General features: G+C 60.4%; 20 protein-coding genes. 7 read left to right on the forward strand and 13 right to left on the reverse strand.

The window, feature by feature from the left end; translation table 11 throughout:
• Nucleotides 1-85 precede the first annotated feature (85 nt).
• The 8 genes from M5G26_RS02100 to M5G26_RS02135 form a co-directional block, all read right to left on the reverse strand.
• On the reverse strand, nucleotides 86-850 hold the full coding sequence (locus tag M5G26_RS02100; protein ID WP_007918612.1) for an ABC transporter ATP-binding protein: 765 nt from the start codon (nucleotides 848-850) through the stop codon (nucleotides 86-88).
• A 13-nt stretch (nucleotides 851-863) separates the two neighbouring features.
• On the reverse strand, nucleotides 864-1,982 hold the full coding sequence (locus tag M5G26_RS02105) for a succinylglutamate desuccinylase/aspartoacylase family protein (protein ID WP_273914313.1): 1,119 nt from the start codon (nucleotides 1,980-1,982) through the stop codon (nucleotides 864-866).
• A gap of 13 nt (nucleotides 1,983-1,995) precedes the next feature.
• Nucleotides 1,996-2,706, reverse strand: a complete 711-nt coding sequence (locus M5G26_RS02110) for an ABC transporter permease (protein WP_016986412.1) — start codon at nucleotides 2,704-2,706, stop codon at nucleotides 1,996-1,998.
• Nucleotides 2,703-3,431 carry an ABC transporter permease gene (locus M5G26_RS02115; protein ID WP_007918609.1) on the reverse strand — a complete coding sequence of 243 codons (729 nt, stop codon included), beginning with the start codon at nucleotides 3,429-3,431 and terminating at the stop codon, nucleotides 2,703-2,705. Before M5G26_RS02115 ends, M5G26_RS02110 begins: the two co-directional genes overlap by 4 nt.
• A 56-nt stretch (nucleotides 3,432-3,487) precedes the next feature.
• Nucleotides 3,488-4,270 carry a transporter substrate-binding domain-containing protein gene (locus M5G26_RS02120; protein ID WP_007918608.1) on the reverse strand — a complete coding sequence of 261 codons (783 nt, stop codon included), beginning with the start codon at nucleotides 4,268-4,270 and terminating at the stop codon, nucleotides 3,488-3,490.
• A 337-nt stretch (nucleotides 4,271-4,607) separates the two neighbouring features.
• On the reverse strand, nucleotides 4,608-6,296 hold the full coding sequence (locus tag M5G26_RS02125) for an ATP-dependent DNA ligase (RefSeq protein WP_273914314.1): 1,689 nt from the start codon (nucleotides 6,294-6,296) through the stop codon (nucleotides 4,608-4,610).
• Nucleotides 6,293-7,327 carry a ligase-associated DNA damage response exonuclease gene (locus tag M5G26_RS02130; RefSeq protein WP_134176844.1) on the reverse strand — a complete coding sequence of 345 codons (1,035 nt, stop codon included), beginning with the start codon at nucleotides 7,325-7,327 and terminating at the stop codon, nucleotides 6,293-6,295. Before M5G26_RS02130 ends, M5G26_RS02125 begins: the two co-directional genes overlap by 4 nt.
• Nucleotides 7,328-7,804: 477 nt before the next feature.
• On the reverse strand, nucleotides 7,805-10,255 hold the full coding sequence (locus M5G26_RS02135; RefSeq protein ID WP_273914315.1) for a penicillin acylase family protein: 2,451 nt from the start codon (nucleotides 10,253-10,255) through the stop codon (nucleotides 7,805-7,807).
• A gap of 191 nt (nucleotides 10,256-10,446) precedes the next feature.
• Here M5G26_RS02135 and M5G26_RS02140 point away from each other — a divergent pair, with 191 nt between their 5' ends.
• The gene (locus tag M5G26_RS02140; RefSeq protein WP_273914316.1) at nucleotides 10,447-11,004 is read left to right on the forward strand and encodes a cysteine hydrolase family protein; all 558 of its coding nucleotides are present in this window, start codon (nucleotides 10,447-10,449) and stop codon (nucleotides 11,002-11,004) included.
• A 147-nt stretch (nucleotides 11,005-11,151) separates the two neighbouring features.
• Here the strand turns inward: M5G26_RS02140 and M5G26_RS02145 are convergent, their stop codons facing one another.
• The 4 genes from M5G26_RS02145 to M5G26_RS02160 all read right to left on the reverse strand — a co-directional run bounded on the left by M5G26_RS02145 (nucleotide 11,152) and on the right by M5G26_RS02160 (nucleotide 12,937).
• Nucleotides 11,152-11,355, reverse strand: a complete 204-nt coding sequence (locus M5G26_RS02145; protein WP_034154967.1) for an SEC-C metal-binding domain-containing protein — start codon at nucleotides 11,353-11,355, stop codon at nucleotides 11,152-11,154.
• Nucleotides 11,352-11,846, reverse strand: coding sequence for an LEA type 2 family protein (locus tag M5G26_RS02150; RefSeq protein ID WP_273914317.1), 495 nt, complete (start codon nucleotides 11,844-11,846; stop codon nucleotides 11,352-11,354). Before M5G26_RS02150 ends, M5G26_RS02145 begins: the two co-directional genes overlap by 4 nt.
• Nucleotides 11,847-11,958: 112 nt before the next feature.
• The gene (locus tag M5G26_RS02155; protein WP_273914318.1) at nucleotides 11,959-12,435 is read right to left on the reverse strand and encodes a YchJ family protein; all 477 of its coding nucleotides are present in this window, start codon (nucleotides 12,433-12,435) and stop codon (nucleotides 11,959-11,961) included.
• Nucleotides 12,436-12,439: 4 nt separating this feature from the next.
• Nucleotides 12,440-12,937: a DUF6231 family protein gene (locus M5G26_RS02160; protein ID WP_273914319.1), complete on the reverse strand. Its 498-nt coding sequence runs from the start codon at nucleotides 12,935-12,937 to the stop codon at nucleotides 12,440-12,442.
• Between the two features lie 199 nt (nucleotides 12,938-13,136).
• On the opposite strand from M5G26_RS02160, the gene M5G26_RS02165 reads away from it, so the two are divergent.
• The 4 genes from M5G26_RS02165 to M5G26_RS02180 all read left to right on the forward strand — a co-directional run bounded on the left by M5G26_RS02165 (nucleotide 13,137) and on the right by M5G26_RS02180 (nucleotide 15,841).
• Nucleotides 13,137-13,832, forward strand: a complete 696-nt coding sequence (locus M5G26_RS02165; protein WP_273914320.1) for an OmpA family protein — start codon at nucleotides 13,137-13,139, stop codon at nucleotides 13,830-13,832.
• 91 nt (nucleotides 13,833-13,923) lie between these two features.
• Nucleotides 13,924-14,646 carry an OmpA family protein gene (locus M5G26_RS02170; RefSeq protein WP_273914321.1) on the forward strand — a complete coding sequence of 241 codons (723 nt, stop codon included), beginning with the start codon at nucleotides 13,924-13,926 and terminating at the stop codon, nucleotides 14,644-14,646.
• 162 nt (nucleotides 14,647-14,808) lie between these two features.
• On the forward strand, nucleotides 14,809-15,090 hold the full coding sequence (locus tag M5G26_RS02175) for a DUF1145 domain-containing protein (RefSeq protein WP_273914322.1): 282 nt from the start codon (nucleotides 14,809-14,811) through the stop codon (nucleotides 15,088-15,090).
• The gene (locus M5G26_RS02180) at nucleotides 15,083-15,841 is read left to right on the forward strand and encodes a collagen-like protein (RefSeq protein WP_150749385.1); all 759 of its coding nucleotides are present in this window, start codon (nucleotides 15,083-15,085) and stop codon (nucleotides 15,839-15,841) included. The genes M5G26_RS02175 and M5G26_RS02180 overlap by 8 nt, the downstream gene beginning before the upstream one ends.
• A 220-nt stretch (nucleotides 15,842-16,061) precedes the next feature.
• Here M5G26_RS02180 and M5G26_RS02185 read toward each other — a convergent pair whose 3' ends face one another.
• Entirely contained in the window at nucleotides 16,062-16,526 is a 465-nt protein-coding gene (locus M5G26_RS02185) for a CopD family protein (protein ID WP_273914323.1), read from the reverse strand.
• A 99-nt stretch (nucleotides 16,527-16,625) separates the two neighbouring features.
• Between M5G26_RS02185 and dinG the strand changes: the two genes are divergently transcribed.
• Nucleotides 16,626-18,770 carry an ATP-dependent DNA helicase DinG gene (gene dinG / locus M5G26_RS02190; protein WP_273914324.1) on the forward strand — a complete coding sequence of 715 codons (2,145 nt, stop codon included), beginning with the start codon at nucleotides 16,626-16,628 and terminating at the stop codon, nucleotides 18,768-18,770.
• 95 nt (nucleotides 18,771-18,865) lie between these two features.
• A complete protein-coding gene (locus M5G26_RS02195; RefSeq protein WP_273914325.1) occupies nucleotides 18,866-21,346 on the forward strand; it encodes a beta-galactosidase in 2,481 nt (826 codons plus the stop codon).
• Nucleotides 21,347-21,394 lie beyond the last annotated feature (48 nt).

The raw sequence follows: 21,394 nt of genomic DNA on the forward strand, positions 1-21,394 counted from the left end.
CTTTTGATCTTGATCTTGATCTTGATCTTTATAAAACAAGATCAAAAGATCGCAGCCTTCGGCAGCTCCTACAGGGGAACGTGGGCTACTTGAGGTTACCGCTGAGGAATTGTTTGAGGCGTTCGCTTTTCGGGTTGCCGAGGACTTCCTCGGGGGCGCCTTCTTCTTCCACCAGACCTTGATGCAGGAACAACACCTGACTGGAGACCTTTCGGGCAAAACTCATTTCATGGGTCACCATGATCATCGTCCGGCCTTCCTCGGCCAAACCCTGAATCACCTTCAATACTTCCCCCACCAACTCCGGATCGAGCGCCGATGTCGGTTCATCGAACAACATCACCTCAGGCTCCATCGCCAGCGCCCGGGCAATCGCTACGCGCTGTTGCTGGCCGCCGGAAAGAAAGGCCGGGTATTGGTCCGCCACTCGCGCCGGCAAACCGACCTTGTCCAGATAACGCCGCGCACGATCGTCGGCTTCCTGTTTGCTGCAACCCAGCACCCGGCGCGGGGCCATGGTGATGTTTTCCAGCACGGTCATGTGGCTCCACAGGTTGAAATGCTGGAACACCATCGCCAACCGTGTGCGCAAACGTTGCAGTTCATCGGCATCGGCGACGTGCATGCCGTGGCGGTCGGTGACCATGCGGATCGCCTGGCCATCGAGGCTCATGGCGCCGTCGTTGGGTTGTTCGAGAAAGTTGATGCAGCGCAAAAAAGTACTTTTGCCCGAGCCACTGGCGCCGATCAGGCTGATCACATCGCCGGTCTTGGCCTTGAGCGAAACGCCTTTGAGCACCTGATGGTCGCCATAGCTTTTGTGCAGGCCTTCAACGGTCAGTTTGTACATGGGACAGACATCCTCAAGGCGAAAGTAGGTAGCCGCTGCGATAGGCTTCAGCGCCCGCGACGTGGGCGATAACCATGCCGGCAGTGGCCATGCGGCGCAGCGAGCGGGCGTACATCACGCCGGCGCTGGTGCAATGAACAGGGGTGATCCGGTCGTGGATCGGGTCGATGATTTCGGCGATCTGCTGTCCGGCTTCCAGGACTTGCCCCGCCGTGGCGGTGTACACCAGCAAGCCGCCGACCGGCGTGGTTACCGGTTCGACTCCCGCGAGAGGCGTGGCCGGGAACGGCAATGGCGGCTGCGGTTTGGTTTCGCCGACGATCGCATCGGACTGGATCAGGTAGTCGATCAGCGCCTGGCAGTCGCGACTGGCCAGCGGATGGGTAACGTCACCCTGGCCGCGCAACTCGACGGTCACCGAGAAACTGCCGAGCGGAATTTCAAAGTGTTCGCCGAAGCGTTCCTTCAATTGCCACCACAGCAAAGTGAAGCATTCGTCGAACGATTGGCCGCCGGAATCGGTGGCCAGCAGGCTCGCCTGAGCCTCGATGTAGCGCGCCAGCGGTTCGACCTGCGGCCACGCTTCAGGCGTGGTGTAGAGGTGCACCACCGACTCGAAATCGCAGTGCAAGTCGAGCACCATATCCGCATCGCAGGCCAGTCGTTGCAGGGTCAGACGCTGGGATTGCAGTTGCGTGCTGGCGGTCTGGCGGGCGAGAGCGTTGCGCAGATGCGTGCGGATCAGTTCGAGGTTGTGCTGCGGATCGTCGTTCAGCTTGCCCTCGATGGCGTTGCCGATCTCTTCGCTGAGGTCGACGAACCAGCGGTTGAAGTTCTGCCCGCTCTCCAGTTCGTAGCGGCCCAGTGGCACGTCCATCAGCACTTGTTCGAGGCCGACCGGGTTGGCCACTGGCACCAACACGATTTCGCTGCGCAGGCGGCCGGCGGCTTCCAGCTCGGCCAGACGTTGCTTGAGGTGCCAGGCGACGAGCATGCCCGGCAATTCGTCGGCATGCAGCGAAGACTGAATGTAAACCTTGCCCTTGGCCTGCTCCGGGCCGAAGTGGAAGCTGTGGATCTGTCGTGCGGTCCCCGGCAGCGGGGCCAACAAGTCATGGATCAGGTGGCGCATTTGCAGGGTTGTCCTAGTGAGTCGGGCCGAGGAAGGCCAGCCATCGGCGTTCGGCAAGGCGGAACAGGCCGACCAGCGCAAAGGTAATGGTCAGGTAGATCAGCGCGGCAATGCCGAACGACTGAAAGGTCAGGAAGGTCGCCGAGTTGGCGTCCCGCGCAACTTTCAGGATGTCGGGAATGGTCGCGGTGAAGGCCACGGTGGTCGAGTGCAGCATCAGGATCACTTCGTTGCTGTAATACGGCAACGAACGGCGCAGCGCCGACGGCATGATCACGTAGGCATACAGCTTCCAGCCGGTCAGCCCGTAAGCCTTGGCCGCTTCGACTTCGCCATGGTTCATGCTGCGAATCGCTCCGGCGAAAATCTCCGTGGTGTAGGCGCAGGTGTTGAGGGCGAAGGCGAGGATCGTGCAGTTCATCGCATCGCGAAAGAAACTGTCGAGCAATGGCTGCGCACGCACGGCGGCGAGGCTGTAGATCCCGGTGTAGCAAATCAGCAACTGGATATACAGCGGCGTGCCACGGAACAGGTAGGTGTAGAACTGCACCGGCCAGCGAATGTAGAAGTGCGGCGAAACCCGTGCAATCGACAGTGGAATCGACACTAGAAACCCGATGAAGATCGAGGCGCTCAGCAGCCACAGCGTCATCGCCAGCCCGGTGATGTTCTGCCCGTCGGTATAAAGGAAGGCGCGCCAGTATTCCTGCAGAAGTTCGATCATCGTACGGCCTCCCGGGCGCCGGCGGCGTAGCGACGTTCGAGCCAGCGCAGGATGAAATTCGAGGCACTGGTGATCAGCAGATAGATCAACGCGGCGAGAACCAGGAAGTAGAACAGTTGATAAGTGCTTTTACCGGCGTCCTGCGCGGCTTTGACCAGATCGGCCAAACCGATGATCGACACCAGCGCAGTAGCCTTGAGCATCACCATCCAGTTGTTGCCGATGCCCGGCAGGGCGAAACGCATCATTTGCGGGAACACCACGAAGCGAAAGCGCTGGCCGCGTTTGAGGCCATACGCGGTGGCGGCTTCAACCTGACCGCGTGGCACCGCGAGGATCGCACCACGGAAGGTTTCGGTGAAATACGCGCCATAAATGAAACCCAGGGTCAGCACCCCGGCGCTGAACGGGTCGATTTCGATGTATTCCCATTCCAGGTAATCGGTCAGGGACGTCAGCCAGGTTTGCAGGCTGTAGAAGATCAGCAGCATCAGCACCAGATCCGGCACCCCGCGAATCAGCGTGGTGTAAAGCTGGGCGGGCAGGCGCACCAGTTTGACTTTTGACAGTTTGGCACTGGCGCCGAGCAGGCCGAGCAACACGGCCACCAGCAGCGACAACGCCGATAATTTGATGGTCATCCAGGTGCCTTCCAACAGCAACGGGCCAAAACCCTTGAGGCTGAAGGCAGAGAGCCCCAGATTTTGTAAGAGGTTTTCAAACATAAATCAGCAACCTGAGCGGATGGAAAAGGCGCCCATCAAGGATGGGCGCCGGGGCATTATTTGCCGCTGTACAGATTCAGATCGCCAAAGTGTTTCTTTTGAATCTCGGCGTATTTGCCGTCATCGTGTAACGCTTTGATACCTTTATCTAAAAGCGCTTTCAGCTCAGTGTTACCTTTCTTAATACCGACAGCGGTTTTGGCTGGCAGCAATTCGCTGTCGACTGGCTTGCTGACGTCATAGTCGGCGCCCTGTGGCGACTTCAAAAAGCCCAGTTCGGCTTGCAGCATGTCCTGAATGCCCGCGTCGAGACGGCCGGAGGTCAGGTCGGAATACACCTGATCCTGGTTCTGATAGGCCTGGGTTTTCACGCCGGCCTTGTCCAGCACGGCTTTGGCGTAGGCTTCTTGAATCGTGCCCTGCTCGTAGCCGACGGTTTTGCCCTTGAGGGACGCTACGTCTGCGGTGATGCCGGAACCTTTCTTGAACACATAAGCGGTCGGGCCGGAGAACAGCTCGCTGGAGAAGTCGATGACTTTTTCACGGGCCGGGGTCACGGTCATCGACGAGATCACGCCGTCGAATTTGTTGGCCTTGAGGCCCGGAATCATGCCGTCGAAGTCACTTTCGACCCACTTGCACTTGACCTTCAGTTCGGCGCAGATCGCGTTGCCCAGGTCGATGTCGAAGCCCACCAGGCTGCCGTCGGCCGCTTTCGACTCGAACGGTGCGTACGAAGGGTCAACGCCAAAGCGCAGCTCTTTGTATTCCTTGGCCAGCGCGGAGCCAGCGGCCATGCACAACGCCAGTGCAGAAAGGGTCAGCAATGCTTTTTTCATTATTCAATCCCTAAGAACCAATATGAGCGCTTGTGGCGCAGAATTATTGTTACTGGAACGCGTACGACCTATAGAAAGTAGCAATTTCCGAACCAGAGTCCCGAACAAGTGTTTTAAAAGGTTGGGCGGGGAGGGATGAGAGCGATTGAATGCCCGGAAATGGGCATCGCAGAAAGCGTGCACTGATTTGTGGCCGATCGTTCCCATGCGCAGCAAAGGAATGCCTCAACGGACGCTCCGCGTTCGGCTCTGGAGGGGACGCGGAGCGTCCCAGGGTGCATTCCCACGCGGAGCGTTGGAACGATCCTCATGTCATGTGTTGTCCCGGGAAAAGGGGTCAGGCCAGCAAGTCTTGCAAAGTGGCTAGGCTGTCCGCTTCGTCGACGGTTTTATCCTGTCGCCAGCGCAGCATCCTCGGAAACCGCACGGCAATCCCACTCTTGTGCCGCCGTGAGAGGGCGATGCCTTCGAAACCCAGCTCAAACACCAGACTCGGCTTCACACTGCTCACCGGGCCGAATTTTTCCACGGTGGTCTTGCGCACAATGCTGTCGACCTGGCGCATCTCTTCATCGGTCAGCCCCGAATACGCCTTGGCGAACGGCACCAGCGCGCGCTGACTCGAATCGGGCGGGCCGTCCCACACGGCAAAGGTGTAATCGCTGTACAAACTGGCCCGCCGACCATGGCCGCGCTGCGCGTAAATCAACACGGCATCGACACTGAACGGATCGACTTTCCACTTCCACCACACGCCCATGTCCTTGGTGCGGCCAACCCCGTACAGGGAGTCCCGCGCCTTGAGCATCATGCCCTCAACACCCAAGCGCCGCGATGACTCGCGCTGGCGGGCGAGGTCGAACCAGTCGCTGCCGGTCAGCACCGGTGAGGGCAGCAGTACCGGGCTGTTACAGCGGGCGATGACTTCTTCCAGTTGCGCGCGGCGTTTGGCCTGCGGCTGGTTGCGCCAGTCTTCACCTTGCCATTCGAGCAAGTCGTAGGCGAGCACCACCACCGGCACCTCTTCGAGGATTTTCTTGTCGAGGGTTTTGCGGCCGATGCGTTGTTGCAGCAAGGCGAAGGGTTGCACCGCCGGTGGTTCGGTCGATTGCGGATCAAAGGCGTCTTCGGTGCGCGGATGCGTGCTTTTCCACACGACGATCTCGCCGTCGATCACCGTGCCGTCAGGCAGGCCGTGCACCAGCACATCCAGTTCGGGAAAACGCTCGGTGACCAGTTCTTCGCCCCGCGACCAAATCCACAGCCGGCCTTCACGCTTGACCACTTGTGCGCGGATGCCATCCCATTTCCATTCAATCTGCCAGTTGCTCGCAGGGCCGATCAGCGTTTCAAACTCTTCGACCGGTTGCGACAACGCGTGGGCGAGGAAAAACGGGTAGGGCTGGCCACCGCGCTGGGCATGTTCATCGCTGGACTCAGGGGCGATCAGTTTCAGATAACTGGCCGCGCTCGGCCGGTTCGACAGATCGGTGTAACCGACCAAGCGCTGCGCCACACGTTTGCTGTCCAGCCCGGCCATCGAGGCCAAAGCCCGGGTGACCAGTAGTTTCGAGACACCGACGCGGAAACTGCCGGTGATCAATTTGATGCACAGCATCAGGCTCGATCGATCCAGTTGCGCCCACAGGGCAGGCAGTTGTCGGCTCAAGTACTCTGGGGTTTCACCGCGCAGCGGCAGGAGTTTTTCTTCGATCCATTCGGCGAGGCCGGCGTCGGAGCTGTGCGGGTTTTCTGCGAGTACCAGGGAAATGGTTTCCGCCAGGTCGCCGACTGCTTGATAGCTTTCCTCGAACAGCCACGGCTCTAGGCCGGAGACTGAGACGGCGAGTTCGCGCAGAATTCGGACCGGCACCAGTTGCCGGGGCCGGCCACCGGAGAGAAAGTACACCGCCCACGCGGTATCATGCGGTTCGGCCTGGGCGAAGTAAGCCTGCATCGCCGCCAGTTTGGCGTTGCTTGACGTGGTCGCGTCGAGTTCGGCGTACAACTCGGCGAATGCTTTCATGCTGGCATCTCGGCGATGGTCGGTTCGGTGGCGATGTTTTCTTCTTCGTCATCGCCGTATTCGGTGTTGAAACCCTGGGCATCCAGGCCCTTTTCGCGCAGATGCCGTACGAGCACACCGATCGAGCCGTGGGTGACCATCACCCGCTCTGCGCCGGTTTGCTCAATGGCCCAGAGCAGGCCGGGCCAGTCGGCGTGATCGGAGAGCACGAAACCGCGATCCACACCGCGCCGCCGTCGGGTGCCGCGCAATCGCATCCAGCCACTGGCAAATGCGTCGCTGAACTCGCCGAAGCGGCGCATCCAGGTGCTGCCTCCCGCCGAGGGCGGGGCGATGACCAGGGCCTGGCGCATGATCGGATCGCTTTTTTTCACGTCGCCGGCGTAGATCGTCGGCGGCAGGTACACACCAGCCTCGCGGTAGACCCGGTTCAGCGGTTCGACCGCACCGTGGCTGAGGATCGGGCCGAGGCTTTCGTCGATGCCGTGGAGAATTCGCTGGGCCTTGCCGAACGAGTAGCAGAACAACACGCTGGCCTTGCCGGCGGCGATGTTCGCAGCCCACCACTGATTGATCTCGCTGAACACCTGCGCCTGTGGCTGCCAGCGGTAGATCGGCAGGCCGAAGGTCGATTCGGTGATAAAGGTGTGGCAGCGCACCGGTTCGAACGGGGCGCAGGTGCCGTCCGGTTCGATCTTGTAGTCGCCGGACGCGACCCAGACTTCGCCACCGTATTCCAGGCGTACTTGCGCCGAACCGAGCACGTGGCCGGCGGGGTGAAAACTCAGGGTGACACCGTGGTGCGTCAGACGCTGGCCATAGGCGAGGGTTTGCAGGTTGATGTCCTGCCCTAGACGCGCGCGCAAAATCCCTTCGCTGGCGCTGCTGGCGAGGTAATGCTGGTTGCCGGTGCGGGCGTGATCGCCGTGGGCATGGGTAATGACCGAGCGCTCGACGGGGCGCCACGGGTCAATGTAGAAATCTCCCGCAGGGCAATAAAGGCCTTCGGGGCGGGCGATAACAAGGTCCATGTCATTACCAGAATGGAGGGCTTGTTAGCTATGAGGCTGGCGCGTGTCCGGAAGTTCTATCGACTTTGAAGAGCAACCCTCACCCCAGCCCTCTCCCAGAGGGAGAGGGGGCCGACCGAGGTGGCTGGCGAGCTACATCGACCTGAAAAACCGCGCCGATTATGGATTTGGCAGAGCATGAACCGGCTTAACTCAGGATTCTGCAGAGCACGAACCAAGTTAACTCCGGATTCGGTACAACAGTTTCAGGTCGGCGTAGACCTGCCGCATCCCGCAAACAGTCCCCTCTCCCTTTGGGAGAGGGCTAGGGTGAGGGGCTTTTGATTTACAAGGCCGACCGAGATGCCCGACGAGTTGAACCGAGCAAATTCCGGATTCGGCAGTGCCCTTTCAGGTCGGCGTATGACTCAAGCATCCCCCAATCAGTCCCCTCTCCCTCCGGGAGAGGGTTAGGGTGAGGGGCTCTTGATTTACAGCTTATTTGCCGGGAGTAAGGGTCAGGCGGGTTTTGCCATACACCCGATCAAAGTTCTGCGGCTGCATCGGCAAGCCGATGTATTGCCCCTTCAACCACGCATCGATGCCATTGAGGTAATTCGGGCTGACCGGATTACCCGATTGCCCCGTACCGTTCTGCCCCATCAACGGTTCAGTCTGGCCGAAGTCGACGATGAAGCGCATCGACGGCGCGCGGGTGGTGGTGAAGTCCTGACCCCAAGCGAACGCCGAAGTGTTCAACGTGGTGTGATCGCCACCGGCCGCCAGCGGCCCACGCACGATCTGACCATTGCTGTTCTTCCACACATAGCTGTGCAATTTGCCCCACTGCCAGGTTCTGTGATCGCCACCCAACTGACTCTCGCCCGCGCTGATCGCTGCGGCAAAGCTGCGGGCGAGAATCACGGCTTTGTCCTCTTTCTGCGGCGTGCGAATGTCATCCCAGAACGGACTGTCTTCACGCCCCAACAGATGATCGGCCTGCGCCGCATAAGACAAATCACCATTGGCAATAAACGCTTTCCACGCCGGGCTCGATTCCGGGCCGAGTTCGTCAAGGAAGATCTGCTTCATGCTTTCCTGCAGGAACAACTCATAGATCGCCGCATCCGCCGAGGTCGGGCTGAGCTTGCCGTCGAATGCCATCAACCGCGTGAACGCCTCGCGTGCCTTGCTGCGATCCGCTTCCGGCAGGGTATCGATCGCCTGTTTCAGCGGTTGTTTCATACCCGGCGCTTCGAAGACTTTCTTCAGCTTGGCGGCGAAGGTGGTGGTCTGGTCGTACTGCATGGCGATCACGCTGCGGCTGTCGTGTTTGCCGCTGCCGGCCAGTTCGGCCAGACGTTCGCCGCGCTCCGGCGCTGCCCAAGAGTTGGACAGTTGCATGCCGTAGCCGTGAGGAATCACACGCTGGTTGGCGGTGCCGAGCCAGCCTTGCGCCGGATCCTGATCGTACGGGTGCAGCATCGGGTCGGCGTAACCGTCCCAGTCGTAACGACCTTCCCAGCCCGGCGACGGCAGCAGGCCTTCGCCTTCACGGCGGTTGGGGAAACGTCCGGTGACCTGCCAGCCAATATTGCTCGCATCGGCGAACACCAGATTCAAGGCGATGGCGCGGATCTCGCGGCTGGCATCCGAGGCACGTTCAACCGTTTGCGCACGGGTCAGATCAAAAAACGCATCCAGCGATTTGTCATCGGTGAAGCTCGGCGTCTGCAAGGCCAGACCGTAGCCGTTGCCTTGCGCTGCTGCCTGAGCACTGTTGAGCAGCGCGCCGTGACGGGTTTCGTACACCGCTTCGCGAATCGGCCGCTGGCCTTTGACGAAGTAGGTTTCGTTGCGCACGCCCAGCGGTTGCCATTTGCCGTTGACCTCGTAGGTCAGGCTGCTGCCCTGGCGGCGGATTTTTTCCAGGAACAGATCCTGGTTGTCGCCGAGCACGCTGGTCATGCTCCACGCCACTTTGCCGTTGAAACCACCGAGGACCAGCGGCAAACCGGCCACCGTAACGCCGGCGGCTTGATATTTCGGTGCGCGAATCTGCACGAAGCTCCACAACGATGGCGCGGCGAGCGGCCCATGGGCGTCGCTGGCCAGCAGGCTCTTGCCGCTGCGGCTGCGTTGCGGGGCGATCGCCCAGTTGTTTGAAGACGTGGTGCCGAGCAGGTTCAGCGCCGACAGTTGCTGGCTGGCGTTGCTCAGCTCGGTCAGCCCCGGGATCTGCCCGTTGAGCTTGAGGCCTTGCAGCTTGTCGGCCTCGGCCAGTGGCAGGTTTTCGTCGGGTGCGGACGGCGTCAGCCAGGCGAGTTTGTCACTGGTCACGGTTTGCGCGAGCACCAAGGATTCAATTTCTTCCGGCAGGTTGGCCGACTGGCTGAAATTCAGCAGGGCGAAAATCAGCGCCGAATCTTCCGGTTTCCAGTATTCCGGCTTGTAACCGCTGGAAGCGAGGTCGCCCGGCAACTTGTCGGCGTAGCGGAACAGGTAGGCGTTGACACCCCGCGCATAGACTTCGAAGAAACGCTTGAGGCGTGGCGACGAGGCTTTGTACAGCTCGCCGGCGCTTTTCTTCAGATTGACCGCGCGCATGTAGCGGTCGGCGTCGAGCATCGACGCGCCGGACATTTCCGCCAAACGGCCCTGAGCGAGCAGGCGCAGGGTGACCATCTGGTTGATGCGGTCGCCGGCATGGACGTAGCCGAGGCTGAACAGCGCGTCGTGGAAAGTGTTGCTCTCGATCAACGGCATGCCCATGGCATTGCGTCGCACCGAAACATTCTGCGCCAGGCCCTTGAGCGGTTGCACGCCGGAAGTTGGCGGGAGGGTGTCCTGAGCGTTCCAGGTCTGGCAACCGGACAGGCCCAAAACACCGGCCACTGCTGCGGCAACGCCGAACCGGGGAAGAAAATGAGTAAGGGCTGGCGAGGCCATGGCAAAGCTCCTGCGGGGGGTAGCGTCAGTAAAGGCGCTACGTTAGTGAGCAGGAGGTGGCCGCGCAAGCGGGGCGAGCGCTTATTTCTTCCCGCTGATCGACCTGTGCACATTGGATATGCCTTGCAGGGTTGGAGAGGGGGATGCTGAACTGCGCAAAATTCAATGACCCCTTATTGAGAAAAAACACCATGGAGCTTCAGGCCAACGCTGCACTGATCGTCATCGACCAGCAAAAAGGCATCCTGCAGCCGCGTTTGGGGCGAAGGAATAATCCTCAGGCTGAACAGCGAATCCTTGATCTGCTGGGGTTATGGCGGCGTACTGCAAGGCCGGTGATTCATGTGCAACACCTGTCGCGCGAGCCGGGTTCGGTGTTTTGGCCTGAGCAGGAAGGGGTGGATTTTCAGGAGCGGTTTTTGCCGCAGGATGGCGAGTGGCTGATTCAGAAGCAGGTGCCGGATGCGTTTTGTGCCACTGGCCTGGAGACGCGCTTGCGTCAGGCGGCAATCGGGCAGTTGGTCATCGTCGGTGTGGCGACCAACAACTCGGTGGAGTCGACAGCGCGCACGGCGGGGAATCTGGGGTTTGCGGCGTGGGTGGCGGAGGATGCGTGCTTCACGTTCGACAAGGCCGACTATTTTGGCACCTTGCGCACGGCTGAAGAGGTGCACGGGATGTCGCTGGGGAATTTGCACGGGGAGTATGCGACGGTGGTCAGTGCTTTACAGATTCTGGTGGCTAGCTGAAAAACTTCGTCGTATGTGCCGGCCCCTTCGCGAGCAGGCTCGCTCCCACAATGGACCACATTCCAACTGAAGAAACCCGGTCAATTGTAGGAGTGAGCCTGCTCGCGAAAGCGGTCTGTCAGGCGAAACGACTGTCCGCCCCGGACATCAAGCGCCGTGGCACTTCTTGAATTTCTTGCCGTTGCCGCATGGGCACGGGTCGTTGCGGCCGACGTCTTTCAGGGCGTTGCGCACCGGTTCCTGGTGGGCGTGGCCGCAGTTCGGGCCGTGAACATGGCCGTGGTCATGTTCGTGATGATGGTCATGATCGTGGTTGCAGTCAGGGCCATGGACATGAGGTTGCTGGGTCATCGGTGTTGCTCCGGAATTAAATCGGCGGGGATTATCACGCCATTGCGCTCAAGGTGCACGTAGTGGGCGATGAATAAACCGGTTTCCATCTCGCCCTGCAAACGATAGGGGATCTGCTGGTTGGGACTTTTCAGCATTTTCACAACGTCTTTTACCCGAGGCCACAGGTTGGTGCGGATCGGCACTTTGAAATACGCGCTGCGTTTCGGCCCGACGGTGAACCAGTGTTCATGCTCGCCCTCAGTCAGCAACATGTCCGCCAGATGAATACGGTATTCGAGGCCGCGTACGGTCAGGTCGCTGTCGTTGGGATTGTCGATGCGAAAGTGCAGGATGAATTTCTGTTCGAGCAGTTTGGCGCGCACCACTTCGACTTTCACCAGATGCACGGCGGGTTCGACGCTGTCATCGCTGAACCACGACGCGCAGCCGCCGAGATTGAGGATCAGCATCAAAAACAGAAAATGTAATGTGCGCTGGCAACCGAGCATGATTTAACTCCCTTTGGTGCCAGTCTAGACGCTAAAAGATCGCAGCCTTCGGCAGCTCCTACAGAGAAACGCATTCCATGCAGGAGCTGCCGAAGGCTGCGATCTTTTGACCTCAAGCGCCGAAATACCCCGCACAGCATTTCTTGAACTTCTGCCCGCTGGCGCAAGGGCAACTGTCATTGCGCCCCAGTTTCAACTGCACCGTCGGGTCGATGAAGTACCAGCGCCCGGCGTTCTGCACGAACGATGAGCGCTCGCGATGGCTGTGCTCACCCTGATCATCGTGCCAGCGCGCGGTGAAAGTGACGAAGGCGTGTTCCGGCTGACCTCCGAGCACTTCCGAACTCTCGACCTCAAGACCAAGCCAGGTGCTCTGCGCACTCCAGTCGCTGATCGACTGACGATTCAGTCCCGCTTGCTGAGCCGGCAGGGTCGTCATCACCAGATAATCGATCAATCCCAGCACATAGGCGCTGTAGCGCGAACGCATCAACGCTTCAGCGCAAGGTGCCGGATGGCCGTCGTGATAGTGGCCGCAGCAGGCATCCAGCAGATTGCCGCTGCCGCAAGGGCAAATGGCTGTACTCATTGCATTACCACCAGTATTTCCCGAAGTTTTCCGGATTGGCCCAGAAACGTGAGTTGAGCCAGTCGGGGACTTGTTTGTAGTCAAGCAGATCGTAGGTGAACAGGGTCAGCACTTGATCGTCGCGTTGAAAGCGTTCACTGGCTTGCAGCGCCAGCGAATAGAAGTCGGTTTCCTGCCAGCCGCTGGCCGCCAGATCCGCCAGTACGGCGATGCGGCTGGCGTTGAGATTACGAATCCCGCCCAACAGATTCAGGCCATCGCGCTTGGGCAAATGTTCCAGGCAGTCGACGATCAGCGCCAGATCGTAACGCTGCGCGGCCAGCGCCGCGGGCAGGGCGCCCGGTGCGGTATACGCGACAACACAATCAGGATGCGCCTCTTTGAAGGCACTCAATGCCGGAAATTCGCTGGCGCCGATCAACAGCAAGCGCGCCGGGGCGTAACGATCCAGTAAAGCAGCCAACGCCTGCTGTGGCGTGCGCGAAGAAATGGCGACGTTCATCGAAGCTCCTCAATCAGATCGCCAAGACTAGCGCGCTCCATCACCGGAGCCTAGCGCCCTGTCACGCGGCTTTCCGACAAAAGCGCCAAAGTCCTGTGAACACGGTCGCAAACAGCGGTGGCCTATTGCTGGCGGAGATTAAAACTCCGGTCTTTACTCCCTGAATCGGTTTTAAGCCGATCCCTCAGGAGAAAACCAGATGAGCATAGTTCGGACAGCATTACCTTTGATTCTGCTAACCAGTGTGTTGACTGGTTGCGCAGGTTTGCAGAAAACCGACTGGCCGACCTGTGCGGCGGTCGGTGGTGTCGTTGGTGCCGGTCTCGGCGCCACCGAGAGTTCGGCGTGGGCGGGCTACGGCGCGCTGATCGTCGGTGGTACGGCAGCGGCCTATTGCTGGGTACACGGTGATGGCGACGAAGACGGCGATGGCGTGCCGGACAGTCGCGACAAGTGCCCGGGCACGCCTAAAGGCGTACAGGTCGACGCCGACGGTTGCCCTCCACCAGCGCCTGCACCCGTGGTCGAAGAAGCTGTAGTGGTCAAGGAAGAAACCATTGTTATCCGTGACGTGCACTTCCAGTTCGACAAAGCCACGCTGACCGGCCCTGACAAGCAAGTGCTCGACAAGGTCGCCACCCGCCTGAAACAGGAATCCTCGACGGCGCAACTGACCGTGACCGGTCATACCGACAGCGTGGGCAGCGATGCCTACAACAAAAAACTGTCCGATCGTCGTGCGCATTCGGTGGTGGACTACCTGATCCAGCAAGGTGTGCCACGCGCCAGCTTCGTTTCGGTGTCCGGTCTGGGTGAAAGCCAGCCAGTGGCCGACAACAAAACTGCGGACGGTCGCGCGCAAAACCGTCGTACCGAAATCAAAATCCAGCGTTAAGCCCCTCTCGCATCCGCGGCTTGTGCAGTCGCGGATGCGGGTCTTTACTCCTGTGTAACCGGTATGGGCCGGTGACACAGGAGCTTTCACAATGACTGTTTTCTCAAGGTCCGTCTTGCCGGTGCTACTGCTAGGCAGCTTGCTCACCGGTTGCGCCACCCACAGCGATGGCACTGCACCCCTCAATCAACGTACGTGGCCGATCTGCAGCCTTATCGGCGGGCTGGTCGGTGGCGGTCTCGGCGCCATTGAAAGTGGCGGCTGGGCCGGTGGCGGCGCAGCGCTGGGGATTCTTACCGGCGGACTGATCTGTTATGCCCAGGACGGCGATGAAGACGACGACGGCGTGTTCGACCGCCGCGACCGTTGCCCGGACACACCTGAAAATACCCCGGTCGATCATCGTGGTTGCCCGCTGCCGCAGTATCCGGTCACGGAAAAAGTGCCGGAGCCCGCACCGCAAACTGAAGTCATCACCCTCAGCGATGCCGGCAACGTGCTGTTCGATTTCGACAAGTCCGATCTCACGCCGGCGGCGAAAGCCCAGCTCGATACGCTGATGGACAAACTGCGCAATGCCGACGTGGTGAGCATCAAAGTCATCGGCCACACCGACAGCAAAGGTTCGGATGCCTACAACCAGGCATTGTCGGAACGGCGTGCGAGCAGTGTTGCCGCGTATCTGCTGAGCCAAGGGCTGGCGCCGAACAAACTCACCAGTGAAGGGCGCGGTGAAAGTGAGCCGGTTGCCGATAACGCCAGCGATGAGGGGCGCGCGCAGAACCGTCGTGTGGAGTTGCACATCAACCGATAGGACGCGTCTGTAGGGCGCAGGCTAGAGCTGCCGGGCGATAATCACCGTCGTCCCGGCAGCCATTTGGCAGACGATGGAAGTTTTTTCATTTATCCCTCTGGCTTATCCCCCGCAGAAGCCGTTACTGTGCGCCCAAAGAATAATTCGCAACACGGGGGGCGTATGAAAGTGTTCTGGGGGCTGGGGCGGTTGTTGACCCTGCTGTTCTGCTGCGTGGTGCTGGCCAATCAGTTGGTGCCGTTCGTACATCCGCTGCATCTGCTGGTCAATCTGGCTGGCGGTCTGTTGTTGCTGATCCATGTGCTCGAAGTGCTGCTGAGCAATCGCAGCCTCAAGGGGCGTGAGCACCCTTGGCGTGACCGTGGTCGCATCCTGTTGTTTGGCGTTTTCCACCTGCAAACCATCCCGGCCCCGGCCGCTCCGGAGGCTTCTTCCCATGCGTAAACTCTGCTTGCTCGCTGCATTCATCAGCCCATTGGCCTGTGCCCAAGTGGTCAGTGTTGAAACCAACTCGCTGATGCGTTTGCCCAATACGGCCAGTACGTTGCAGCTGGAAAAACTGGAAGTGGCCGATTACGGCACGTTGCTGATTCCTGCCAATGTGACCGAACTGACCGTGGGCGAGTTGCGTCTTGGCCATGAAGCCCGTATTGCGATCGTTCCGAGCGAGAACGCTTTGGAGATGAAGGTCGTTCGTGCAGAGCTGAGCGATGGCAGCCGGATTACTGCACGGGGTGCACCGGGTACTTATGAAAAAGCCGCCCGTGCCGGGCGCAATCTGAATCTGCAATTCAAGGCGTTGAACGCGCCGCAACTGTTGGTCGATGCCCGTGGCGGCACCGGCGCACCAGGTTTTGTTGGCCTCGATGGCGGCAACGGTGAAGACCCGGGCTGCACTTATGGCTCGGCCGGGCATGGTTTTGATGGGAGCAACGGCAGTGATGGCCAACCGGGCGCACCGGGTGCGCTGGTGCGGCTGGAAGTGCCGCGCGAGTTTCCGGCTGAGCTGATCAAGGTCAATGTCGCCGGCGGTGCTGGTGGCCCGGCGGGTGTTGGCGGCAAAGCAGGGAAGGGCGGCAAGTCCAAGGGTTGCCTGGTGTATCGCGCCGATGGCGGCAAGAATGGCAAGGCCGGGGCTGATGGACAGCCTGGGCCGGTGGGGGCGGCGGGGGCTGTGACTGTGCAACGCTTGTAAAAACAGACCCTCATCGGAACGCCGCCCGCCCAGCCCTCTCCCGGAGGGAGAGGGGGCCGACCGAGGTGACTCAGGCTATCCATCGACCTGAAAAACCGTGTCGATTATGGATTCAAAGCTAATCCTTCAGGTCGGCGTAACTCTTCAATATCCCCCATTCAGTTCCCTCTCCCTCCGGGAGAGGGCTAGGGTGAGGGGCTTTTGATCTTTGCCCCTATCTTCAGAATATCGGCCGAGCCGCCGCAATCGCCACCAACACCAACCCGACAATCAGATTGAGCCCCACCACCCGGCGAATCCGCCCCAGCACTGCCGCACCTGCCGGCCAGTCCTTAGCCTCCACCGCCGTACGCAGCTCCGGCAGCATCAACCCCTGAATGCGGATAAACAGTGCCGTCATCACCACATACAAGCCCATCATCACCTGCACATACTTCGGCGCGGTCTCGAAACCGACTTGCTGCAAATGCAACATGCCCACGCCGCTGATCGGCAACAGGATCACCGCGACCCAGACCCAACGGAAAAAACCCTGAAACACTTCCACCCACAAGGTCAGTCGGGCAGGGCCGTCGAGGGCCTTCACAGCCGCGGGGCGCAGGACCATCCAGGCGAAAAACATGCCGCCCACCCAGACCAGGGCGGACAGAACATGCAGGGGATAAACGAGGCTAAAAAGTGTCATTGGGTTACTCCGTTCTGCGCAGGATCGATTCGCGGGGTATGATAGCCGCCGATCCAAACCACTGAAAATTTATCCAGCGTTTTTTGCGCCCGACACTCAATGATCAGCACTGAACTCAAAACCACGATCCAGGGCGCCTACTCGCGTTTTCTAGAGGCCAAGAGCCTCAAGCCGCGTTACGGCCAGCGCCTGATGATCGCTGAAATCGCCAAAGTCCTCGGGGATATCGACACCGACGACGAAGGCCGGCGCAGTGGCGACCCCGCGATTGTCGCGGTGGAAGCCGGCACCGGTACCGGCAAGACAGTGGCCTACAGCCTGGCAGCGATCCCTACTGCAAAACTGGCCGGCAAACGCCTGGTGATCGCCACCGCGACCGTGGCCCTGCAAGAGCAGATCGTTTACAAGGATTTGCCCGACCTGATGCGCAATAGCGGGCTGAATTTCACTTTCGCGCTGGCCAAGGGCCGTGGCCGCTACATGTGCCTGTCCAAGCTCGACATGCTGTTGCAGGAAGGCCACGCGCAAACCGCCACCGCCCAGCTGTTCGAAGAAGAAGGCTTCAAGATCGAGGTCGATGAGGCCAGTCAGAAGCTATTCACCAGCATGATCGAAAAACTCGCCGGCAATAAATGGGACGGCGACCGCGACAGCTGGCCGAATGCGCTGGAAGACGCCGACTGGGCGCGGCTGACCACCGATCACAGTCAGTGCACCAACCGTCATTGCCCGAACTTCGGCCAGTGCGCCTTCTACAAGGCCCGCGAAGGCATGGGCAAGGTCGACGTGATCGTCACCAACCACGACATGGTTCTGGCTGACCTGGCCTTGGGCGGCGGTGCGGTGCTTCCCGACCCTCGCGACACCATTTATGTGTTCGACGAAGGCCACCACCTGCCGGACAAGGCCATCGGCCACTTCGCCCATTACACACGCCTGCGCTCCACCGCTGACTGGCTGGAAACCACCGCGAAGAACCTGACCAAACTGCTGGCCCAGCACCCGCTGCCGGGCGACCTTGGCAAGTTGATCGAGCAGGTGCCGGAGCTGGCGCGCGAGATCAAGGCCCAGCAACAGTTCATGTTCAGCGCCTGTGAGCAGGTCGCCGACTTCAAACCCGGCGAAGATGTCGAGGGCCGTGAGCGTCCGCGCCATCGTTTCGTCGCCGGGGTGATTCCCGAGCACATGCGCGAAATGGGCATCGAGCTGAAGAAAGGCTTTTCGCGCCTCAACGATTTGTTCACGCGCCTGACCGACCTGCTCAAGGAAGGCATGGACGGCGAGGTCAACATCGGCATCGCCAGCAATCAGGCTGAAGAGTGGTATCCGCTGTTCGGCAGCCTGTTGTCCCGCGCTTCGGGCAACTGGGAACTGTGGACGGCGTTTACCGCCGAAGACCCGGAAGACAGTCCGCCGATGGCCCGTTGGCTGACCCTGGCCGAGAGCGGCTCGCTGTTCGACATCGAGGTCAACGCCAGCCCGATCCTCGCCGCCGAAACCCTGCGCCGCAGCCTGTGGAACGTGGCTTACGGCTGTCTGGTGACCTCGGCGACCCTCACGGCGCTGGGCACTTTCGACCGCTTCCGCATGCGCGCCGGTCTGCCGAAAAAAGCCGTCACCGCTGTGGTGCCGAGCCCGTTCCATCACGCCGACGCCGGTGTGTTGCGCGTGCCGGATCTGAAGGCCGATCCGCGCGATGCCGCCGCCCACACGGCAGCGATCATCCGTGAGTTGCCGGATCTGGTCGAAGGCTCGCGCGGCACGCTGGTGCTGTTCTCTTCGCGCAAACAGATGCAGGACGTGTTCGACGGTCTGGACCGCGACTGGCGCAAGCAAGTGTTCATTCAAGGCAACCTGTCGAAACAGGAAACCCTGAACAAGCACAAGGCGCGGGTCGATGGCGGTGATTCCAGCGTGCTGTTCGGTCTCGCCAGTTTTGCCGAAGGTGTCGACTTGCCGGGTGCCTACTGCGAGCACGTGGTGATCGCCAAGATCCCGTTCTCGGTGCCGGATGATCCGGTCGAAGCGGCGCTGTCGGAGTGGATCGAGGCTCGTGGCGGCAATCCGTTCATGGAGATCTCTGTCCCCGATGCTTCGCTCAAGCTGGTTCAGGCTTGCGGGCGTCTGCTGCGTACCGAAGAAGACCGCGGCACCATCACCTTGCTGGATCGGCGCCTGGTCACCCAGCGCTATGGCAAGGCGATCCTCAATGCGTTGCCTCCTTTCCGTCGTGAAATATCCTGAGACAACGGTGGGCAGTTTTGCCCGCCGTGTTGTCTATCTCTCTGCCATCGCTTTTCCATTGGCCATTGTTGGTCGTTAGGGAGAACTCCGTTCTTATGATCCGCCGTTCGTTGCCTGCCGTTTTCGCTTTGATCTTCGCCACGCCGCTGTTAGCGGCGCCTGCGGGTCAGCAGACCCTGTTCAACTTCGTTCGCCCCGCCGACGTGGTCAAAGTCGCGACCGAAAATGCCGATCTGCCGCAAGCCAACGCCGAACAGACACCGGAAGGTGAAGTGCTGCGCCGGGTGACGTTCAATCCGGTGGCTCGCCCGACCTTGCGTCTGACGCCGCAGACTGGCGCGTGGGACTGGTCGCAGTCGGGCATGATGACCCTGCGCTTGCAGAGCGCGATGAACTGGGCTGTGACGGTTTATGTGCAAATCCAGAGCAATGACGGCCGCACACTGGTCAGCCGCGTCGACCTGCCGGCCGGCCCTGCGCAAACCCTTTTGGTACCGCTGGTGGCGTCTAGCCCGCTGAGCCAAGGCATGAAAGCCGGGCCGCCAATGCCGATGACAGTCGATGGTCAGCGGATTCTGCTGGCCGCCAGCAGCGGCGAAATCGATCGCAGCCAAGTGGTCTCGGTGAGCCTGTCCATGGATCAGCCGAAAGTTGCCCAGAGTTTGCTGCTCGAACGCTTTGGCGTGCAGGACGGCGACTCGGTCACTCAAGCCGTTTACGGCAATCTGGTCGACGCCTACGGGCAATCGACCCGCAGCAAGTGGCCGGAAAAGGTCAGCAACGACGAACAATTGAAATCCGCCGCCGCCAAGGAACAGCAACAGCTGAAAACCTGGCTCGCCGAGCGTGAAAAGTCCTCGCTGGACAAATTCGGTGGCTGGAACAAAGGCCCGGCGTTCAAGGCCAGTGGTTTCTTCCGCACTGAAAAGCGCGATGGCCGCTGGTATCTGGTCACGCCTGAAGGTCACCCGTTTTTCTCGCTGGGTGTGAACACCGTCAGCCCGCAGGTCAACCAGACCTACGTGGCCGGCCGTGAGTACATGTTCGAATCCTTGCCTAAAGCTGATGAGCCATTGGCCAGACATTTTGGCGAAGGTGACAACCGTGGCGGCAATGGTGTTGATCAGGGCCGGGGTTATGGCAACGGGCGCTGGTACGACTTCTACGGCGCCAACCTGCAGCGCGTGTACGGTGAGCCGTGCAAAGCCGACAGTGAAAGCAAGTCCGGGGTAGCGGAAGCGGCCAAGTCTGCAGCCGCTGAAACGGCCGCCGTCCAGGCCGCCGAGCCTGCCCCTGTACCTGCCGAGCCGAAGTCCGGAGTCGCTGAAGCGGCCAAGACTGAAACCGTACAAGCGACGACAGAACAGGCTGCCGAACCGTGCAAGGCCACCATCGATGAGCAGCAGTGGGCCAGCCACACGCTCGATCGCCTGCAAGCCTGGGGCTTCAACACGGTCGGTAACTGGAGTGCCGATTCGCTGAGTGATGCCGATCGCGTGCCATACACCTTGCCGCTGTCGATTGTCGGTGACTACACCAGCATCAGCACCGGCAGCGACTGGTGGGGCGGTATGCCGGATCCATTCGATCCGCGTTTCGCCATGGCCACCGAGCGCGCCGTCGCCATCGCTGCCCGCGATCACCGTGACGATCCATGGCTGGTCGGCTACTACGCCGACAATGAACTGGCGTGGGCCGGTCCCGGCGATGATCCGAAATCCCGCTACGCGTTGGCTTATGGCACGCTGAAAATGACCACTGACGTACCGGCCAAACGTGCATTCCTCAAGCAATTGCGCGACAAGTACCGCAATCAGGCGGGGCTGTCGAAGGCGTGGGGCATCGATCTGCCGGCGTGGGAGTTGATGGAGGATCCGGGTTTCGTGCCACCGCTGCCGAATCCCGAGCATCCGGAAATCGAGGCGGACTTCAAATATTTCCAGAAAGTCTTCGCCGACACTTACTTCAAGACTATCTCCGACTCGCTGAAATGGCACGCGCCGAACCAGCTGCTGCTTGGTGGTCGCTTCGCCATCAGCACCCCGGAAGCTGTGGCCTCCTGCGCGCAGTATTGCGATGTACTGAGCTTCAACATGTACACGCTGAAGCCGCAGGATGGTTATGACTTTGCCGCGCTGGGTGCTTTGGACAAACCGGTATTGATCACTGAATTCAACTTCGGCTCAGCGGATCGTGGCCCATTCTGGGGCGGCGTCACGCAAGTGGCCAAGGAAGAAGATCGCGGCCCGGCGTACGCCAACTTCCTCAAACAGGCCTTGAGCGAACCGTCGATTGTCGGCGTGCATTGGTTCCAGTATCTCGATCAACCGGTGACCGGGCGTTTGCTCGATGGCGAGAATGGTCACTTTGGTCTGGTGGGCGTGACGGATCTGCCGTATCAGGGCTTCGTCGAGTCAGTGCGCAAGAGCAATTTGCAGGCGATTGATCAGCTTGGCAAAGAGGCTGAGAAAGCGGCCGCAGCGGCGGGGCATGAGGCTGAGGGCGGGCGCAAAGGCGAGGCCGGTAAAGGGCCGGGGGCAGGGCATGCCGGTGGACATTCGGGGAATGGTCACTAACCTGTGATGCTCTAAAAAGATCGCAGCCTGCGGCAGCTCCTACATGGG

Origin of the sequence: Pseudomonas sp. TNT2022 ID642 (assembly GCF_028656995.1) — a bacterium.
Classification (GTDB): Bacteria; Pseudomonadota; Gammaproteobacteria; order Pseudomonadales; family Pseudomonadaceae; genus Aquipseudomonas.

Bases quoted from the DNA above. Each gene is read 5' to 3' on its own strand.
- M5G26_RS02100 (WP_007918612.1), bottom strand. From the start codon at position 850: ATGTACAAACTGACCGTTGAAGGCCTGCACAAAAGCTATGGCGACCAT.
- M5G26_RS02105 (WP_273914313.1), bottom strand. From the start codon at position 1,982: ATGCGCCACCTGATCCATGACTTGTTGGCCCCGCTGCCGGGGACCGCA.
- M5G26_RS02110 (WP_016986412.1), bottom strand. From the start codon at position 2,706: ATGATCGAACTTCTGCAGGAATACTGGCGCGCCTTCCTTTATACCGAC.
- M5G26_RS02115 (WP_007918609.1), bottom strand. From the start codon at position 3,431: ATGTTTGAAAACCTCTTACAAAATCTGGGGCTCTCTGCCTTCAGCCTC.
- M5G26_RS02120 (WP_007918608.1), bottom strand. From the start codon at position 4,270: ATGAAAAAAGCATTGCTGACCCTTTCTGCACTGGCGTTGTGCATGGCC.
- M5G26_RS02125 (WP_273914314.1), bottom strand. From the start codon at position 6,296: ATGAAAGCATTCGCCGAGTTGTACGCCGAACTCGACGCGACCACGTCA.
- M5G26_RS02130 (WP_134176844.1), bottom strand. From the start codon at position 7,327: ATGGACCTTGTTATCGCCCGCCCCGAAGGCCTTTATTGCCCTGCGGGA.
- M5G26_RS02135 (WP_273914315.1), bottom strand. From the start codon at position 10,255: ATGGCCTCGCCAGCCCTTACTCATTTTCTTCCCCGGTTCGGCGTTGCC.
- M5G26_RS02140 (WP_273914316.1), top strand. From the start codon at position 10,447: ATGGAGCTTCAGGCCAACGCTGCACTGATCGTCATCGACCAGCAAAAA.
- M5G26_RS02145 (WP_034154967.1), bottom strand. From the start codon at position 11,355: ATGACCCAGCAACCTCATGTCCATGGCCCTGACTGCAACCACGATCAT.
- M5G26_RS02150 (WP_273914317.1), bottom strand. From the start codon at position 11,846: ATGCTCGGTTGCCAGCGCACATTACATTTTCTGTTTTTGATGCTGATC.
- M5G26_RS02155 (WP_273914318.1), bottom strand. From the start codon at position 12,435: ATGAGTACAGCCATTTGCCCTTGCGGCAGCGGCAATCTGCTGGATGCC.
- M5G26_RS02160 (WP_273914319.1), bottom strand. From the start codon at position 12,937: ATGAACGTCGCCATTTCTTCGCGCACGCCACAGCAGGCGTTGGCTGCT.
- M5G26_RS02165 (WP_273914320.1), top strand. From the start codon at position 13,137: ATGAGCATAGTTCGGACAGCATTACCTTTGATTCTGCTAACCAGTGTG.
- M5G26_RS02170 (WP_273914321.1), top strand. From the start codon at position 13,924: ATGACTGTTTTCTCAAGGTCCGTCTTGCCGGTGCTACTGCTAGGCAGC.
- M5G26_RS02175 (WP_273914322.1), top strand. From the start codon at position 14,809: ATGAAAGTGTTCTGGGGGCTGGGGCGGTTGTTGACCCTGCTGTTCTGC.
- M5G26_RS02180 (WP_150749385.1), top strand. From the start codon at position 15,083: ATGCGTAAACTCTGCTTGCTCGCTGCATTCATCAGCCCATTGGCCTGT.
- M5G26_RS02185 (WP_273914323.1), bottom strand. From the start codon at position 16,526: ATGACACTTTTTAGCCTCGTTTATCCCCTGCATGTTCTGTCCGCCCTG.
- dinG (WP_273914324.1), top strand. From the start codon at position 16,626: ATGATCAGCACTGAACTCAAAACCACGATCCAGGGCGCCTACTCGCGT.
- M5G26_RS02195 (WP_273914325.1), top strand. From the start codon at position 18,866: ATGATCCGCCGTTCGTTGCCTGCCGTTTTCGCTTTGATCTTCGCCACG.